13 protein-coding genes are annotated in these 16388 nt (G+C 72.7%); 3 read left to right on the forward strand and 10 right to left on the reverse strand.

From position 1 onward, the window contains the following. A partial coding sequence (locus tag ACIBBH_RS37085; RefSeq protein WP_399412458.1) for an adenosylhomocysteinase occupies window positions 1–1038 on the reverse strand: 1038 nt, incomplete at its 3' end. A gap of 418 nt (window positions 1039–1456) precedes the next feature. Here ACIBBH_RS37085 and ACIBBH_RS37090 point away from each other — a divergent pair. Beyond that, complete coding sequence (locus tag ACIBBH_RS37090) at window positions 1457–3568, forward strand: fructose-specific PTS transporter subunit EIIC (protein ID WP_399412460.1); 2112 nt, start codon at window positions 1457–1459, stop codon at window positions 3566–3568. Between the two features lie 82 nt (window positions 3569–3650). Then, window positions 3651–3824 carry a hypothetical protein gene (locus ACIBBH_RS37095; RefSeq protein ID WP_399412462.1) on the forward strand — a complete coding sequence of 58 codons (174 nt, stop codon included), beginning with the start codon at window positions 3651–3653 and terminating at the stop codon, window positions 3822–3824. Here ACIBBH_RS37095 and ACIBBH_RS37100 read toward each other — a convergent pair. The 6 genes from ACIBBH_RS37100 to ACIBBH_RS37125 all read right to left on the reverse strand — a co-directional run bounded on the left by ACIBBH_RS37100 (window position 3821) and on the right by ACIBBH_RS37125 (window position 9603). Beyond that, complete coding sequence (locus ACIBBH_RS37100; protein WP_399412464.1) at window positions 3821–4801, reverse strand: cation diffusion facilitator family transporter; 981 nt, start codon at window positions 4799–4801, stop codon at window positions 3821–3823. The genes ACIBBH_RS37095 and ACIBBH_RS37100 overlap by 4 nt on opposite strands. Before the next feature lie 133 nt (window positions 4802–4934). Then, a complete protein-coding gene (manA, locus tag ACIBBH_RS37105) occupies window positions 4935–6086 on the reverse strand; it encodes a mannose-6-phosphate isomerase, class I (RefSeq protein ID WP_399412466.1) in 1152 nt (383 codons plus the stop codon). 96 nt (window positions 6087–6182) lie between these two features. Next, window positions 6183–7310, reverse strand: a complete 1128-nt coding sequence (locus ACIBBH_RS37110; RefSeq protein WP_399412468.1) for an SIS domain-containing protein — start codon at window positions 7308–7310, stop codon at window positions 6183–6185. A 57-nt stretch (window positions 7311–7367) separates the two neighbouring features. Next, window positions 7368–7538: a Trm112 family protein gene (locus ACIBBH_RS37115; RefSeq protein ID WP_360347509.1), complete on the reverse strand. Its 171-nt coding sequence runs from the start codon at window positions 7536–7538 to the stop codon at window positions 7368–7370. Window positions 7539–7687: 149 nt separating this feature from the next. Further along, window positions 7688–9052, reverse strand: coding sequence for a phosphomannomutase/phosphoglucomutase (locus ACIBBH_RS37120; protein ID WP_399412470.1), 1365 nt, complete (start codon window positions 9050–9052; stop codon window positions 7688–7690). Window positions 9053–9180: 128 nt separating this feature from the next. Then, window positions 9181–9603, reverse strand: a complete 423-nt coding sequence (locus ACIBBH_RS37125; RefSeq protein WP_399412473.1) for a DUF3499 domain-containing protein — start codon at window positions 9601–9603, stop codon at window positions 9181–9183. A 308-nt stretch (window positions 9604–9911) separates the two neighbouring features. On the opposite strand from ACIBBH_RS37125, the gene ACIBBH_RS37130 reads away from it, so the two are divergent. Continuing rightward, window positions 9912–10364 (forward strand): metallopeptidase family protein, encoded by a 453-nt coding sequence (locus ACIBBH_RS37130; protein WP_399412581.1) that lies wholly within the window; start codon window positions 9912–9914, stop codon window positions 10362–10364. Between the two features lie 265 nt (window positions 10365–10629). On the opposite strand, the gene ACIBBH_RS37135 is transcribed toward ACIBBH_RS37130, so the two are convergent. From ACIBBH_RS37135 to ACIBBH_RS37145, 3 genes are all read right to left on the reverse strand, one after another. Next, complete coding sequence (locus ACIBBH_RS37135; RefSeq protein WP_399412475.1) at window positions 10630–12147, reverse strand: DUF5719 family protein; 1518 nt, start codon at window positions 12145–12147, stop codon at window positions 10630–10632. After that, on the reverse strand, window positions 12144–15833 hold the full coding sequence (locus ACIBBH_RS37140) for a glycosyltransferase (protein WP_399412477.1): 3690 nt from the start codon (window positions 15831–15833) through the stop codon (window positions 12144–12146). The genes ACIBBH_RS37135 and ACIBBH_RS37140 overlap by 4 nt, the downstream gene beginning before the upstream one ends. A 188-nt stretch (window positions 15834–16021) precedes the next feature. After that, on the reverse strand, window positions 16022–16285 hold the full coding sequence (locus ACIBBH_RS37145) for a WhiB family transcriptional regulator (RefSeq protein ID WP_003975777.1): 264 nt from the start codon (window positions 16283–16285) through the stop codon (window positions 16022–16024). Window positions 16286–16388: the final 103 nt, after the last annotated feature.

Consider the following 16388-nt stretch of genomic DNA (forward strand, 5'->3'; position numbering starts at 1 on the left):
CGCCTGGTGCTTCATCTTCGCCATGTCCGAGGCGAGGATGATGTCCTTGTTGCCGGTCGTGGTGATGAAGATGTCGGCGGTCTCGACGACCTCGTTCAGGGTGGTGACCTGGTAGCCGTCCATCGCCGCCTGCAGCGCGCAGATCGGGTCGATCTCCGTGATGATCACGCGGGCGCCCTGCCCGCGCAGGGACTCCGCGCAGCCCTTGCCGACGTCGCCGTAGCCGCAGACGACCGCGGTCTTGCCGCCGATGAGGGTGTCCGTGGCGCGGTTGATACCGTCGACCAGGGAGTGGCGGCAGCCGTACTTGTTGTCGAACTTCGACTTGGTCACGGCGTCGTTCACGTTGATCGCCGGGAACAGCAGCACACCGTCACGCTGCATCTCGTACAGACGGTGGACGCCGGTCGTCGTCTCCTCGGTCACGCCGCGGATCTCCGAGGCCAGCTGGGTCCACTTCTGCGAGCCGTCCGTGATGGTGCGGTGCAGGAGTTCGAGGATGACGCGGTGCTCGTCGGACTCGGCGGTGTCGACGGACGGGACCTTGCCGTCCTTCTCGTACTCGACGCCCTTGTGGACGAGGAGCGTGGCGTCGCCGCCGTCGTCCAGGATCATGTTCGGGCCGCCGGTGGGGCTGTCCGGCCAGGTCAGCGCCTGCTCGGTGCACCACCAGTACTCCTCCAGGGTCTCGCCCTTCCAGGCGAAGACCGGGACGCCCTGCGGGTTGTCGGGCGTGCCGTTCGGGCCGACGGCGACGGCGGCGGCGGCGTGGTCCTGGGTGGAGAAGATGTTGCACGAGGCCCAGCGGACGCGGGCGCCCAGGGCGACCAGGGTCTCGATGAGCACGGCGGTCTGCACGGTCATGTGCAGGGAGCCGGTGACACGGGCGCCGGCGAGCGGCTGTGCCTCGGCGTACTCCCTGCGGATCGCCATCAGGCCCGGCATCTCGTGCTCGGCGAGGCTGATCTCCTTGCGGCCGAACTCGGCCAGCGAGAGGTCGGCGACCTTGAAGTCCTGTCGGTTCTCGACAGTCGTCATTGCGAGCTGCTCCTCGGGGTTGGGGCGAGGTGGGTAGGGCTGGTCTGGTCTGCGCGGCGGCGGACACAGGGGTGCCCGACAAAGAGGACACAGGCATGCCCACGTGCGCGCAGCGCAGTCCGTCGGAGGCCCTCTCTCCCTCGGTCGGTCCTCTCGGGACCGCCCGACCGCCATCAGCAGCGACGTCTGGCTCCCTCCCAAGCTACACCGGAGGACCCTGCCGCCCCCAGCCCGTATCCGAACAGATCGCGCCGATCACGCGCCGTGAGGGAAAGGCGATCGGTGGTCGCGGCCGCTGACCGACGTCTTTCAGCCAGCGGGCGATTGGGGCAGGATGCCTGCCAGATCGGGAACCCCCGATCGACGTGCGGGGCGTCCGGGACGGTGGTCCGCGCGACGAAGGCGTGAGGAGACAGACGTGACAAGTCCGGCCGGCCCTCCCTCCGCGGGCAGCGGTGGCGACGAGCGGCAGCGGTTGAAGCTGCTCGCGGTGACCGCGTGCCCAACCGGCATCGCGCACACCTACATGGCGGCGGAGAAGCTCGCGCAGGCCGCCGCGAGCCGTGGCATCGAGATGAAGGTGGAGACACAAGGTTCCATCGGGGCCGAGAACGTCCTCGATGACAACGATGTCAGTACTGCGGACGGTGTGATCGTCGCCGCGGACAAGGATGTGGACCTGAGCCGTTTCGCGGGCAAGCGGGTCCTCACCGTGGGAGTCGCCGAGGGCATCCATCACCCCGAGCGGCTGATCGAGCGGGTGCGGACCGTGCCGGTGTACACGCCGGGTGGCGCGTCGTCGGCACCGGCGAGTGGCGGCGGCAGGGAACGGAGTGCGGTGTACAAGGCGCTGATGAACGGCGTCTCGTACATGATCCCGTTCGTGGTCGTCGGCGGTCTCCTGATCGCGGTGTCGCTCGCGCTCGGGGGCGATGCGACGGCCAAGGGTTATGTGATCCCGGAGGGCACCTTCTGGGCGCACGTCAACGCGATCGGCGGCATTGGCTTCCAGTTGATGATCCCGATCCTGTCCGGCTACATCGCGTACGCCCTCGCCGACCGGCCCGCGCTCGTGCCGGGCATGATCGGTGGCTGGATCGCCAACACCGGGGCGCTGTACGACTCCAAGGCGGGCGCGGGGTTCATCGGGGCGATCGTGACCGGGTTCCTCGCCGGGTATCTGGTGCGGTGGATCAAGAAGGTCAAGGTCCCGAAGTTCGTGCAGCCGATCATGCCGATCATCGTGATACCGATCGTGGCGACGACGGCGCTGGGACTGTTCTTCGTCTACGTCATCGGCAAGCCCATCGCCTGGGTGTTCGAGCACCTGACGAGTTGGCTGAGCGGGATGACGGGGACCAGTGCGATCCTGCTCGGCGCGATTCTGGGGCTGATGATCGCGTTCGACATGGGCGGTCCGGTCAACAAGACGGCTTTCCTGTTCGGCGCGGGGCTCATCGCCACCGGCAACCAGACGGTCATGGGTATGTGCGCCGCCGCGATCCCGGTCATGCCGCTGGGGCAGGGGCTGGCCACGCTGATCCGCAGGCGGCTGTACACCGAGCAGGAGCGGGAGACCGGTCTGGCCGCGCTGTTCATGGGCTGCTTCGGTATCTCCGAGGGTGCGATCCCGTTCGCGGCGGCGCGGCCGGCGCAGGTCATCCCGGCCAACATGCTGGGCGGCGCGGTGGCCGGTGCGGTCGCCGGGCTCGCCGGGGTGAAGGACGCGGTGCCGCACGGCGGGCCGATCGTGGCGGTGCTGGGCGCGGTGAGCGGCGTACCGATGTTCTTCGTGGCCGTGGCGATCGGCACGGTGGTCACCGCGCTGACGACCGTCACGCTGGTCGACCTGGATGAGCGGGCGCGGCCCCGCGTGCCGTCCGGAGCCGTGGCCGAGCCCGCGCTCGTCGGGGCGGGCGTGGGAGCGGGGGCCGCAGGGACCGTCGTACCGGGGCAGGCAGGGCCGGGGGCAGGGGCGCAGGGCACGCCTGCCCGCGAGGCGGCGACTTCCCTGGCCGAATCCGGCCCCACCGATCCCGCCTCCACCACGACCACGACCGCACCCGCGCCCACCACCGCCCTCTCCGGACACCTCACCGAGCAGACCGTCAAGGTCCGTCTCGGCGCGGCCGGCAAGGAGGACGCCATCCGGGAGATGGCGGCGCTGCTCGCGCGCAGCGGCAGGGTCGCCGATGTGGACGAGCTCGTGGCGACCGCGTTGCGGCGGGAGGAGCAGGGGACGACCGGGCTCGGCGAGGAGATCGCGATCCCGCACGCCAGGACGGACGCGGTGACCGCGCCGGTCGTCGGCTTCGCGCGGTCGGCGGAGGGCGTCGAGTGGGGCTCGCTGGACGGTACGAAAGCCAGGCTGCTCTTCATGATCGCCGTGCCGGAGGCGGCCGCCGGTGACGAGCACCTGCGGATTCTGGCGCTGCTGTCTCGGAAGCTGATGGACGCCGGGTTCCGGGAACGGCTGCTGGCGGCGCCGGACGAGCGGGCGGTCCTCGGCGTGCTCGGCGAGGTGGGCTGACCGGTGATGCGCGGGTCCGTGCATCACCGGTGATGCACGGACCCGTGCCCGGCGGGGTGCGGGCCCGCACAGGGTGTTGCACGTGAGCGGTCGTGACGCCGACGGGGTGCACCGGCCGTACGGCGTGAAGGTCCCGGCGGACGCCGAGCGGGGCCGGGTTACGGACGACCGTACGGTCCCCGCCCTGCTCGGAACGGCCTTGCTCCTCGGAGGCGTGCTCGCCCTGGCCGGCGCAGGTGTGAGGGCGTTCCTCTAGTGCTCGGCGGCGTGCGGGTTCGGGCCTCCGGGGGTCGCCTCCGGGTCCGGGCCCTTGACGGCCTCGGCCTCGCTGTAGATGTCGGGTTCGAGGTAGATGACGCGGGCGATGGGGACGGCCGCGCGTATGCGGGTCTCGGCGGCGTTGATGGCGCCTGCGACCTCGGCGGCGGTGTCGTCGTGCTGGACGGCGATCTTGGCGGCGATCAGCAGTTCCTCGGGACCGAGGTGGAGCGTGCGCATGTGGATGATGCCGGTGACCGTTTCGCCGTCGACGATCGCGGCCTCGATCTTCTTGACGTCCTCGGCGCCCGCGGCCTCGCCGAGCAGCAGGGACTTCGTCTCGGCGGCCAGAACGAGGGCGATGAGGACGAGCAGAACGCCGATGCAGACGGTGCCGATGCCGTCCCAGACGCCGTCGTCGGTGATCAGGGCGAGGCCGACGCCGCCGAGGGCGAGGACGAGACCGATCAGCGCGCCGAAGTCCTCCAGGAGGACGACGGGCAGCTCGGGCGCCTTGGCGCGGCGGATGAACTGCGCCCAGGAGAGCTTGCCGCGCAGTTCGTTGGACTCCTTGATGGCCGTGCGGAAGGAGAAGCCCTCGGCGATGATCGCGAAGACGAGAACGCCGACCGGCCAGTACCAGTTCTCCAGTTCGTGCGGGTGGCGGATCTTCTCGTAGCCCTCGTAGATGGCGAACATGCCGCCGACGGAGAAGAGGACGATGGAGACGAGGAAGGCGTAGATGAACCGCTCGCGGCCATAGCCGAAGGGGTGCTGCGGGGTCGCCTCGCGCTGGGCGCGCCTGCCGCCGACCAGCAGCAGGAACTGGTTGCCCGAGTCGGCGAGCGAGTGGACGCCCTCGGCGAGCATCGACGACGAACCGCTGAACGCGAACGCCACGAACTTCGATGCCGCGATCGCGAGGTTGGCGCCGAGTGCCGCCACGATCGCCCTGGTCCCGCCTGACGCGCTCATGTGTCCGCGTTGTCCCTTCGCCTTCGTACGTACGCCGTCCAGGCCTGGCGCCCGGTCCTTTGCCCGTCCTTTGCCGGTGGGTCATTCTTGCAGCCCCGTGCGGCAGCGTCGCGTCAGGTATCCACAGGCGCGGTCAGACAATCACAGTGGCGCGGAAGACGGTGCCCGCGCCGGACACCTCGGCCTTCTCACCGGCCGGTACGAAGACGGACTCGCCCGGGGTCAGCTCGTCCTGCCCCGCCCGTACGGAACCGGCCGTGCACAGCAGGATCTGCGGGGTGGGCAGGGTGAGGTCGTGGGTGGCGCCGCCCGCCGGAAGGACGTACCGGGACAGCCGGAACTCGTCGATCGGTGTCTCGTAGACCTCCTCGCCGTCCGGGGACGCCTCGGGGCGCAGCACGCCCGGGTCGCTCGGCTGGAAGCGGACGACGCGCAGGAGTTCGGGGACGTCGACGTGCTTGGGGGTCAGGCCGCAGCGCAGGACGTTGTCGGAGTTGGCCATGATCTCGACGCCGAGGCCGCTGAGGTAGGCGTGCGGGATGCCGGCGCCGAGGAAGAGGGCTTCGCCGGGCTGCAGGCGTACGTGGTTGAGCAGCATGGCGGCGATGACGCCCGGGTCGCCCGGGTAGTGGTGGGCGAGGTCGGCGTAGGGCGCGTAGGCGCCGCCGAGGCGGGTGCAGGCGGCCGTGGCGGCGGCGACCGTACGGGACATCTCCTCGGGGTCGGCCGTCAGGACGGCGGTGAGAACCTCGCGCAGGGCCGCGTCCTCGGGGTGGGCGTGCAGCAGGTCGACGTACGGCTTGAGGGAGTCGACGCCGAGTCCGTCGAGCAGGCCCGCGGCCTCGACGGGGTCGCGGAAACCGCACAGGCCGTCGAAGTCGGTGAGCGCGCAGATCAGTTCGGGCTTGTGGTTGGCGTCCTTGTAGTTGCGGTGCGGGGCGTCCACGGGGATGCCGCGGTGTTCCTCGTCCGCGTAGCCCTCCTTCGCCTGTTCCAGGTCGGGGTGCACCTGGAGGGAGAGCGGGGCGGCCGCGGCGAGGATCTTGAGGAGGAAAGGCAGACGGGGACCGAACTTCGCGACGGCCTCCGCGCCCAGTTCCCGCTCCGGGTCCGCCTCGATGACCTCGACGAGCGTGCCGCGCGCGGTGCGCGAGGGTGCGCCCGGATGCGCGCCCATCCACATCTCCGCCTGCGGTTCGCCGGACGGCTCGACGCCGAGGAGCTTGGGGATGGCGGTGGTGGAACCCCAGGCGTAGGGGCGGATGGTGTTGTCGAGGCGGTCCATCGTTTCTCTGTCTCCGTACGTACGCTGCTCGGCCGGCGCAGGCCCGGGACGCGGCCGGTGGGCCTGCCGCGGGTCAGTGGGCCCGGTGAGGCGAGATCACGCCCCCGAAGCGAGCGCCAGGTAAACGGCGGCGAAATCCGTGACGGCGATCAGTTCCGCGAGGGTTTCCAGTTCGGCGCCCTCCTCCGGCTCCAGCTCGCTGATCGGCGTGTCGTGGCTGAGGGCCAGGTCGCGGGCGGCGGGGGCGGCGGTGAGGCCGCCGATCGGGCGGTCGCGGAGCAGCACGACGCGCGCGTGCAGCGCGGGCGGCTCCTCGACGCGGTCGCGGAAGAAGTCCTCGGGGTCGGCGCTGGCGGCGAGCGGGCCGGCCAGGAGGGCGCTGTGGGCGGCGAGCGCCTCGGGGAGTTCGGCGACCAGGGCGGGGACGCCGGACAGTTCGGCGAGCGCGGCGGCGAAGCGGCGGCCCGCGGGCCCGGCCGAGGTGCCCTCGGTCCAGATCATGGGGAGCGCGTCGGCGAGTTCGGCGGCGAGGGTCTTCGCGGGGTTGCTGTAGGTGGCGATGGCCGGGCCGCAGCGTTCGGCGACCTGGTCGAGGCGGTCGGCGACCTTCTCCATGGCGTCGGGCGGGGCGGTGAGCAGGCCGATGCGGTCCAGAAGCGCGAGCAGCGGGGTGAGCAGCGCCCACAGGACGCCCGGGGAGGACGCGGCGAGGGGCTCCTCGTGGTCGTAGGGGGCAGTCGCCATCGGTACGAACAGTCCGTGGGCACCGGAGGCGGCCTCGGCGAGCGGGGTGCCGGCGGGGGCCACGGCGGCGACCGTGCAGCCGCGGCGGTAGGCCTGCTCGGCGAGCAGGGACAGGCTCGGTTCGGTGCCGTCCGGGGTGGCGATCAGCAGCAGGTCGACGGAGCCGGCCCAGCCGGGGAGCTCCCAGCGCAGGGCACCGGCCGCGGGGGCGACGCCGGTCGGGGCCAGGCGGATGACCGGGCTGCCGGGTCCGGCGAGCGTGCCGAGGAGGTCGGCGGCGTGGGTGGCGGCGGCGCCCGGGCCGGCGATCAGTGTGGAGCGGGGGCGGCCGTCCGGCTTGAGGTCGGCGATGCCGGCCTCGGCGGAGTGCCGGGCCGCGGTACGGACGCGGGCGCCGGCCTCAGCGGCGCCGCGCAGGAGGCCCCGGTGGTCGGCGTCGGCGAGCCCCTCCGGGGAGTCGAGCAGCGATTCGTCGAGCATGGGCGGCAGCCTCCGAACGCCGGGGTCCTGTTCAGCGGGGGTGGGAACGCCTCGTGGTCACGCGGGGCGGCGGGCCTCGTCGATGAGGAGGACGGGGATGCCGTCGCGAACGGGGTACGCCAGGCCGCAGTCCTGTCCGGTGCAGATCAGCTCGGTGTCCTGCTCCTTGAGAGGCGCGTGGCAGGCCGGGCAGGCGAGGATCTCCAGGAGGCCGGCTTCGAGCGGCATGGGGTGTCCCTTCGGGCGGGTGTCGGCGTGCAGTTCGGCGTGCAGTGATGTGCCTGGTCAGAGTACCGCCGTGGGCGGCGGGGCGGGGTGCGGGCGCAGGGTTTCACCCCCGCCTGCCCCACCAGTGCCCGCGGCGGTGGGAGGGAGTGTCAGCCGCGGATGATGGCCAGCGCCTCGTCCCTCACCTTCGCCATCAGCGCCTCGTCCCGCGCCTCCGCGTTCAGCCGCAGCAGCGGCTCGGTGTTGGAGGGGCGGACGTTGAACCACCAGTCGGCACTGGAGACGGTGAGGCCGTCGAGGTCGTCCAGGGTCACGTCCTCGCGGCCCTCGTAGGCGGCGCGGACCGCGGTGAGACGGGCCGTCTGGTCGCCGACGGTGGAGTTGATCTCGCCGGAGCCGACGTAGCGGTCGTACTGGGAGACGAGGCCGGACAGGGGGCCGTCCTGGCCGCCGAGGGCCGCGAGGACGTGCAGGGCCGCCAGCATGCCCGTGTCGGCGTTCCAGAAGTCCTTGAAGTAGTAGTGGGCGGAGTGCTCGCCGCCGAAGATGGCGCCCGACCTCGCCATCTCGGCCTTGATGAAGGAGTGGCCGACACGGGTGCGCACCGGCGTGCCGCCGTTCTCCCGGACGACTTCCGGGACCGACCAGGAGGTGATCAGGTTGTGGATGACCGCGCCCTTGCCGCCGTGCCTGGCGAGCTCGCGCGCGGCCACCAGGGCGGTGATGGCCGACGGGGACACCGGGTCGCCGTGCTCGTCGGTCACGAAGCAGCGGTCGGCGTCGCCGTCGAAGGCGATGCCGAGGTCGGCGCCCTCCTCGCGCACCCGCTTCTGCAGGTCCACGAGGTTGGCGGGGTCGAGCGGGTTCGCCTCGTGGTTCGGGAAGGTGCCGTCCAGTTCGAAGTACATCGGGACGAGGGTCAGGGGCAGGCCGGCGAAGACGGTGGGGACCGTGTGGCCGCCCATGCCGTTGCCGGCGTCGACGACGACCTTCAGAGGGCGGATGGAGGTCAGGTCGACGAGGGAGCGCAGATGCGCCGCGTAATCCTCCAACGTGTCGCGCGAGGTGATGGTTCCCGGCGTCGCGACCGGATCGGGGGCGCCCGATTCCAGCCACCGCTCGGCCAGTTCGCGGATCTGGGCGAGGCCGGTGTCCTGGCCGACCGGCGCCGCGCCCGCGCGGCACATCTTGATGCCGTTGTACTGGGCCGGGTTGTGCGAGGCCGTGAACATCGCGCCGGGCAGGTTCAACGCGCCCGAGGCGTAGTACAGCTGGTCCGTCGAGCACAGGCCGATCTCGGTGACGTCGACACCGCGCGATGCCGCCCCGCGCGCGAAGGCGCGGGACAGGCCGGGCGACGAGGGGCGCATGTCGTGGCCGACGACGATCGCGGCCGCGCCGGTCACCTGGGCGAAGGCGATGCCGAACAGCTCGGCCACGGGCTCGTCCCACTGCTCCGGGACCACTCCGCGTACGTCGTACGCCTTCACGATCTGCGACAGATCAGCAGCCACGGCCCAACCTTCCTGAATGTCCTATCGGTGCGCCCAAACTACCCGGCCGGGCCGACCGCCCGGCGCACGGAAACCGAGCCGTCCACACACCGTTACCGGACGGGCCGTCAAGGGCAGGCCGGGCGGCCTCAGTTGTCCGGGGAGCGCAGCACGCGCAGGTGGCCGCGGCGGGCGACCTCCATCGGGTCCGCGGCGCGTCCGCCGCCACCCGCCTGGGCCGCCTGTTCCTGGGGGCGGGCCGCCTCGCGTACGGCATTGGCAAGCGCTTCCAGGTCGTCGCCGCTGGGGCGGGCCGGGGCGGAGGCGTCGAGGAGGCGTACGACCTCCCAGCCGCGCGGGGCGGTGAGGCGCTCGGAGTGCTCGGCGCACAGGTCGTAGCAGTGGGGTTCGGCGTAGGTGGCGAGCGGGCCGAGGACCGCGGTCGAGTCGGCGTAGACGTACGTCAGCGTCGCGACGGCGGGTCGGCCGCAGGCGGTGCGCGAACAGCGACGTACAGGGCTCACGACGTTGGACGGTACCGCACTCTTGAGCGGGCCGCGACGACTCTCCACCAGGTCACTCCACCGTGTCGTCCTGTGAAACGCCCCACACAGGCCTCCGGGCCCGCCCTGCTGACCTGCGCGGACGGTGCCGTCCGAAATCCTGGACGGTCCTGCGTCCGGTCATGACTCGGTACAAACACCGTCAATTGTCTTGAGCTCGTCGGTCTCGGAGGGGTACGGAAACGAGCCCAACCTTGGCTGGAATGGTCATCCGGCGACATGCCGGTACCGGGGCCGGGCGGGGGTGACCGGTTGCCGTCGCGGTCGGCGCGTGGGGCGGGGCGGGCGAACCGCGCGGGGACTACGCTTCACCAGTGATGGACAACCGTGTACCGCCCCGTGCCGCCGGCCCCGGGCCCCGTCGTCGTGATCGCCACGGGCGGGGCATGCGCGGGCCGATCGCGCCACCGCAGGTGCCGCTGGCGGCCAGCCGTGCCGAGGTGTTCGCGGACCTGGTGCAGGACTCCGTGGAGCGCCTCGAGCGGCGGTGGCCGCAGCTGGCAGAGATCGACTTCATGGTGCTCGAGGTGCCGCGGCTGGATGGGCGGCCCGGGGACAACTGGAGCGATGAGGCGGTGCCGCTGGGCGGGATCATTCCGGCGCGGGACGGGCGGCGGGCGCGGGTCGTGGTCTACCGGCGGCCTGTGGAGATCCGGACCAAGGGGCGGGACGAGCGGGCGGCGCTGGTGCACGAGGTCGTGGTGGAGCAGGTGGCGGAGTTGCTGGGGTTGACTCCGGAGACTGTGGATCCTCGGTACGGCGAGGATTGAGCCGGGTTGTCCGGGCGCCCTGCTGGCGGGGGCGCTTCCGAGTGCCCGGCACCGGTGCCGGGGGGTGGGTCGCGCAGCCCGGCGCTTACGGGGTGCCGCCACGCCCACCCGCACCGCCCCAAGCGGCACGACTGCCCACAGCTGCGCAGGGGCCGACGGGCGCGGCAGCCCACGGCTACGTGGGCTTGATCACCGCTGACCGCAGCTGGGCGAGTTGCACGGGCACCCGTGACCACACCGTCGCGGTCGCGGCCCTGGCGGCGTCCTACTTCTGCAGTACCGCCACATCCTCGTCCGCCTCCGGTACCGACACCGTCCCCCGGTCGTCCGGGAGGGTTTGGATGGTGAAGCCGGGGATGCCGTCCTCGGTGGCCGCGAGCGTGCGGGCGCCGTAGACGGGGCCGCCGGAGAGGCGCTCCACCGTCAGGGCGTACGTGCCCTTGAGGCCGGCCGGGGTGGGGGCGGTGATGTCCTGGGTGGTGCCTGACTTGATCGTGTAGGTCTTCGAGACCGGCGTGCCGCCCCCGCTGCCCGCCGAGGCGGTGACCTTGACCTGGGCGGTGGCCGTGGGGGCCGTCAGGGACAGGGTGGTGCCCTTGCCGCTGTTGTCGGCGGAGGTCGCGCGCGTGCCGACGGCGCTGGTGGCGGGGATGAAGGCGGTTTCCTGCTTGACGCCCTTGCCGCGTACGACCCGCAGCGCGGCGACCACGGGGACGGACTGGTCGGTCGGGGTGAGGACCAGGGAGCCGGCCTCGCCGCGGGTGACGTCGCCGAGGTCGACCGCGGTGGTCATGCCGGATTTCACGTGCAGCGTCTCGTTCCCGGCGGGGGTGATCAGACCGTCGGGGGAGGCGAGCCGGACCTTCAGGTCCGCGTCGGTGTCGCCGGGGGTCAGGGCGATCAGGCGGACGGAGGTGGCGTCCTTCGGGATGCCGGGCAGGACCAGGCTGCCCGCCGGGTCGGCGGACGCGGCGAGCCAGTCGCCGCCCAGCTTGTCGTCCAGGGCCTGCACGGCCGCGCCGACCCGCCCGCTGCGCACGCTGACGTGCACGGTGAGGCTGTCCTGCTTCTCGTCGGTGAGCGTGGACAGCAGGATCGGCTCGCCGGCGTGCGGCTGGACCGTGATGCCGTCCCCGAACGCGGACTTGATGGCGCCGTCCTTGCCGTACAGCTCGACGTCGACGACGGCGGCACTGTCGTCGGGGTTGGTGAGGTGCACGTAGTCAGTGCGGTCGGCGGCGGTGCTGGCACCCGGGAACCAGAACTCCGTGTCCGGCGCGGTGCAGTTGACGCCCTGCAGGCCGCGCCCGGTGCCCGCGGCGACCTCGGTGGTCTCCTGGACGGTCCAGCCGGGGGCGAACTTCCCCTCGGCGGTGCCGACCAGCGCGGGCGCGTCCCCGCCGGAGGTGTCACCGGTCGCCGGCGTGCCGGGGCCCTTGGGTGTCAGGACCGGCTTGGCGGTCTTCTTCTTCGTGCTCTTGCCGCCCTTGCCGGAGGCGGAGTCGCCCGTGCCGTCCGCCGACTGCTCGGTGGCCGCCTGGAGTTCGGCCTTGCCGCCGCCCGTCGCGTCCTTGGTGACCGGTGTGAAGGACGTGTACGAGGTCTCGGCGATGTCGGAGATGCTCGGCGCCGGGCACAGCAGACTCGTGCGCTCCACGGGGAGCCGGGCGGCCGTCCTGGCCGCACCGGCGCCGGACGCGTCCGGTGTGTTGAGCGCGGCGAAGGCGGTGACGGCGGCGAGCGCGGCCGTGCCGGCGATCAGGGACAGGGTGGTGCGGTTCACTGCTGGCTCCCGTCGGGGCGCTCACTGCCGGTGCCGTGGGGGTGGTGCTGCGCCGGGTCGTACGCCGGGTCGTAGCCCTGCTGGTACGTCGGGTCGTACGGCGCCTGCGGGCCCGTGCCGTCGTACGCGTACGGGGCGTACTGGCCGTTCTGGTACCCGTCGGCCTGGTACGGGTCGGCCTGGTAGGCCTGCTGGTCGTACGCGCCCGGGTACTGCGCGGCGCCCTGGTACTGGTCGGCGGGGTAGCCGCCGTACTCGGCGCCCGCGTAGGTGGCGGGGTCCCTCCCCCAGGCCCGAATGTCCTCACCCGGGGGCACCCCCATGTCGTAGGACTGCTGGTGGGGTACGGCGACCGGTTCCTGGGCCGGGGACGGCACGGCGTCCGGGTCCTGCGGGTCGGTCTCCTCGGCCTCCGCCTGGGCGCGCAGGCGGCGGGCGCGGCGGCCCTCGCCCGCGGCGGGCTGGGCCGGTACGGGCTCCTCCTCGGGCAGGTCGTCGTCGACGTCGCGGCGGCGGCCGGGCAGGGCGAGCACGACCAGGACGACGGCGAGCGCGCCCTGGGCCCACAGCCATGCGGTGTGGCCGATCGGCGCGTCGTAGGTGACGTCCAGCTTCCCTCCTGTGGAGGGGAGTTCGAAGCCCTGGGCCCAGCCGTCGACCGTGGTGCGGGTGAGCGGCTTGCCGTCCAGGATGGCCGTCCAGCCCTCGGCGGCGGAGTCGGCCAGGCGCAGGATCCGGCCGTCGGAGCCGGACGGGATCGTGGTGTGGATCTCGACGGGGCCGGCGGCGACGGCCTTCGGGGTACCGGAGCCGGAGGCGGCGACGATGGCGGCGCGCGAGACCTCCTGGTCGACGCGCCACAGGGCACTGCCGTCCGCCTGGCTGAGCCGGCTCAGGCCGGGCGTGGCGTCCAGGACGCGGCTGACCTCGCGGGGTGCGCCCTTGTGGACGAGGACGTAGCGGACGGCGAACCTGCCGAGCTGGTCGGCCTGGTCGGCGCCGGAGCCGGCGACGAGGTTGGCGACGACCTTGCCGAGCTTGCCGTTCTCGCCGTCGGCGGCGGCGAGTTCACCGTCGCCCATGCGGGCACCGGAGCCGCGTACGAGGGTGTAGCGCACGCGCGCGGTGGAGTCGCTGTCGAGGACCAGGGTGCGGGCCTGGTCGCGGGTGCCGCTCTCCTCGGCGACGAACGCGGGCACCTGCACGGGGTCGCGCCGCTCCACCGGCCCGTCGGCCCCGCCGATCATCCAGCCGGCGGCGACGAGCAGCGGGCCCGCGGCCGAGGCGAAGGCGATCAGCGCGGCGACCGGCTGGCGCCAGCCGAAGCTCTGCTCGGCCACGCGCGCGCGTGCCCCGTCGGCGCCGAGCGCGGCGGCGGCCAGGAGCGCGAGGCCGTAGACGAGGGTGGCGGGCCCGGCCCAGGTGGAGCTGTTGGACAGGACCGCGAAGACGAGGCTCACCAGGGCGGCCGCCCAGGCCGTCCGGATTCCCAACTGGCGTTCGGAGCGCAGCAGTGCGGCCAGCGCGGCCAGCACGATACCGATGAGCATCAGCCCGTGCACGGTGCCGGGGCCGCCCGGGCTGGCGCCGAGCAGGTCGAGGGCGGAGGCGGCCGACGAGCCGTACTCCAGTCCGGCCTCCTTGAAGAAGCCGAACGGCAGCAGGGTCAGCGACCAGGGCGCGAGGACCAGCAGCGGGGTGCCCAGCTGGGCGAGGAAGCGCAGGCCGTAGGCGACGATCTCACCGCGGCGCACGGCCAGTACGCCGATTCCCAGGACCAGCGCGATGGGCCACACGATCGGCGTGAACGCGGTGGTGAGGGTCAGCAGCAGTGCGTACGCCCAGGTGGCACGCCAACTTCCGCGCGCCCCCGAGGCGTTCGCCAGGCCGCTCGCGGCGATGCCCGCGCGCGCGAGGAGCGGCAGCAGCACGGCGAGGACGGCGGTGCCGATGCGGCCGCCGGCGAGGGCGCCGGTGGCGGCGGGCAGGAAGGCGTAGGCGACGGCCGCCCACGCGCGCAGCAGGCGCGAGGTGACCAGCGGACGGGAGGCGAAGTAGGCGGTGAACCCGGCCAGCGGCACCGAGCAGACCATGAGGACGGTGACCGCGAGGCCGGTCGAGCCGAGGAGCGTGGAGGCCAGCATCGCCACGAGGGCCAGGTAGGGCGGTGCGGACGGAGTGCCGCCGGCGCCCACCGGATGCCAGGCGTCCAGATAGCGCGACCACAGCTCACCGGAGTCGGCCGGGGCGGGCAGCAGGGCGCCGCCCGCGAGCGCGCCCCCGCCCAGCAGGCCCCGGCAGGCGACGAACGAGACGAGCAGCAGCATCAGGAAGAGCACCGGGCCGGGCTTGCGGGCAATGCGCTTGAGGCGGGCGAACTGCTCGATCTCCAGGAAGTCGGCGTCGTCGCCGCCGGGCCCGGACTCGACGGCGCCGCCGTGCCGTCCGGCCGAGGAGACCTCCGGGTCGGAGCCGCCGAAGAAGTTGCCGGCGACCTGTTCGACGGTGGCCCGTACGGTCGCGCCGGGCGGCGGGAACAGGGGCCGCAGTTCGCCCTTGTCGACCTGCGGGCGGCCGCGCCTGCGCCGCCCGGCGATGATCCGCTCGGGCCGCAGCAGGGTGCCCAGCAGGCCGCGGATCTCGTCGACGGCCTGTCCGGGGACCTTGCCGACGAGGTAGGCGACGGTCCGCAGCAGCGTGCCGAGCACGAGCCGCAGCAGGACCCAGGGCAGCACGGCCGTGCGGGTGTTGACGAGCAGGGTGTAGACGGCGCCCGCCTTGTCGACCTTGTGCGGGGAGGCCGCGGTGCGGCCCACGCAGTCGACGGTGCGACGCTCGCGGGAGGCGGCCTCCGCGTGTCGTACGACGGCTTCCGGGGCGATGAGGACGCGGTGGCCGGCCGCGTGCGCGCGCCAGCACAGGTCGACGTCGTCGCGCATCAGGGGCAGCCGCCGGTCGAAGCCGCCGAGCTGCTCGAAGACGTCGCGCCGGATGAGCATGCCGGCGGTGGACACCGACAGTACGGGCCGGACGTGATCGTGCTGGCCCTGGTCCTGCTCCCGGCGGTCCAGTCCCGTCCAGCGGCGGCCGGAGTTGGCGATGCTGACGCCGACCTCAAGGAGCTGGCGGCGGTCGTACCAGCCGCGCAGCTTGGGGCCGACGACGGCGACGTCGTCGCGGCCCAGCTCCAGTTCGCTGTCCACCACGCGCAGCAGCTGGGCGAGGGCGTCGGGTTCGGGGGCACTGTCGTCGTGCAGCAGCCACAGCCACTGGACGGGCTCGCCGTGCGGGAGCTCGGGCAGGTCGTAGGCGTCGTCGCGCCACGTGCGCGTGACCGGGTCCCAGCCGCTGGGGCGCCGGAGGTACGACAGCTCCTCCGGGGTGAGGACGGGCGCCGAGCGGTTGGCCTCCTCGACGGCCTGGCCGAAGCCGGTGCGCCGGGCCAGGTGCAGCACGCGGTCGGCGCCGAGCGCGTCGGTGACCAGCTGGGCCGAGTCGTCCGCGCTGCCGGTGTCGGCGGCCACGGCGTACTGAACGGGGCGCTCCTGGCCGAGCAGCCCGGCGAGCGCGTCGGGCAGCCAGCGGGCGCCGTCGTGGGAGACGAGCACCGCGGTCACCACGTGACGCGGGAACTCAGGTGTGGCAGCGGCGTCTTGGTGGGCTGCCGTGTGGCTGTGCACGGACATCGAGGTACGGGCCCCGGTTCGATGGACTGCGGTGGACGCCCGCGCCCCCTGGGGGCGGCGAGGTGTCTCGGACGAGCGACCACACTATCGGCTGGGCATGACGGCGGCCCGCCGCCTGTGGATAACCACCCGCGACGGGCCGTTCACGACGTTTGTACCTGTGTACGCGAAGTCTCTGTGCCGTCCGTTCAGACCGCGGCCTTCTTCAGCCGGCGCCGCTCGCGCTCGGACAGGCCGCCCCAGATACCGAAGCGCTCGTCGTTGGCGAGGGCGTACTCGAGGCATTCGGAGCGCACCTCGCAGGCGAGGCAGACCTTCTTGGCCTCCCTGGTGGAGCCGCCCTTCTCGGGGAAGAAGGACTCGGGGTCGGTCTGGGCGCACAGTGCGCGCTCCTGCCAGCCGAGTTCCTCGTCCGCGTCGTCGACCAGCAGTTGCTGCACCAGCTCGGTCATGTGCGCCCCTCGTCTGTTCCTCGCGTCCCCGTGGTCGTGGCCGTTACCGATTCCGGCTGAACGACACGAGTGAAATTACAAGTGTGCCGCTCCGGGGGAGTCA

The sequence above is a fragment of the Streptomyces sp. NPDC051636 genome, from assembly GCF_044453765.1.
Classification (GTDB): domain Bacteria; phylum Actinomycetota; class Actinomycetes; order Streptomycetales; family Streptomycetaceae; genus Streptomyces.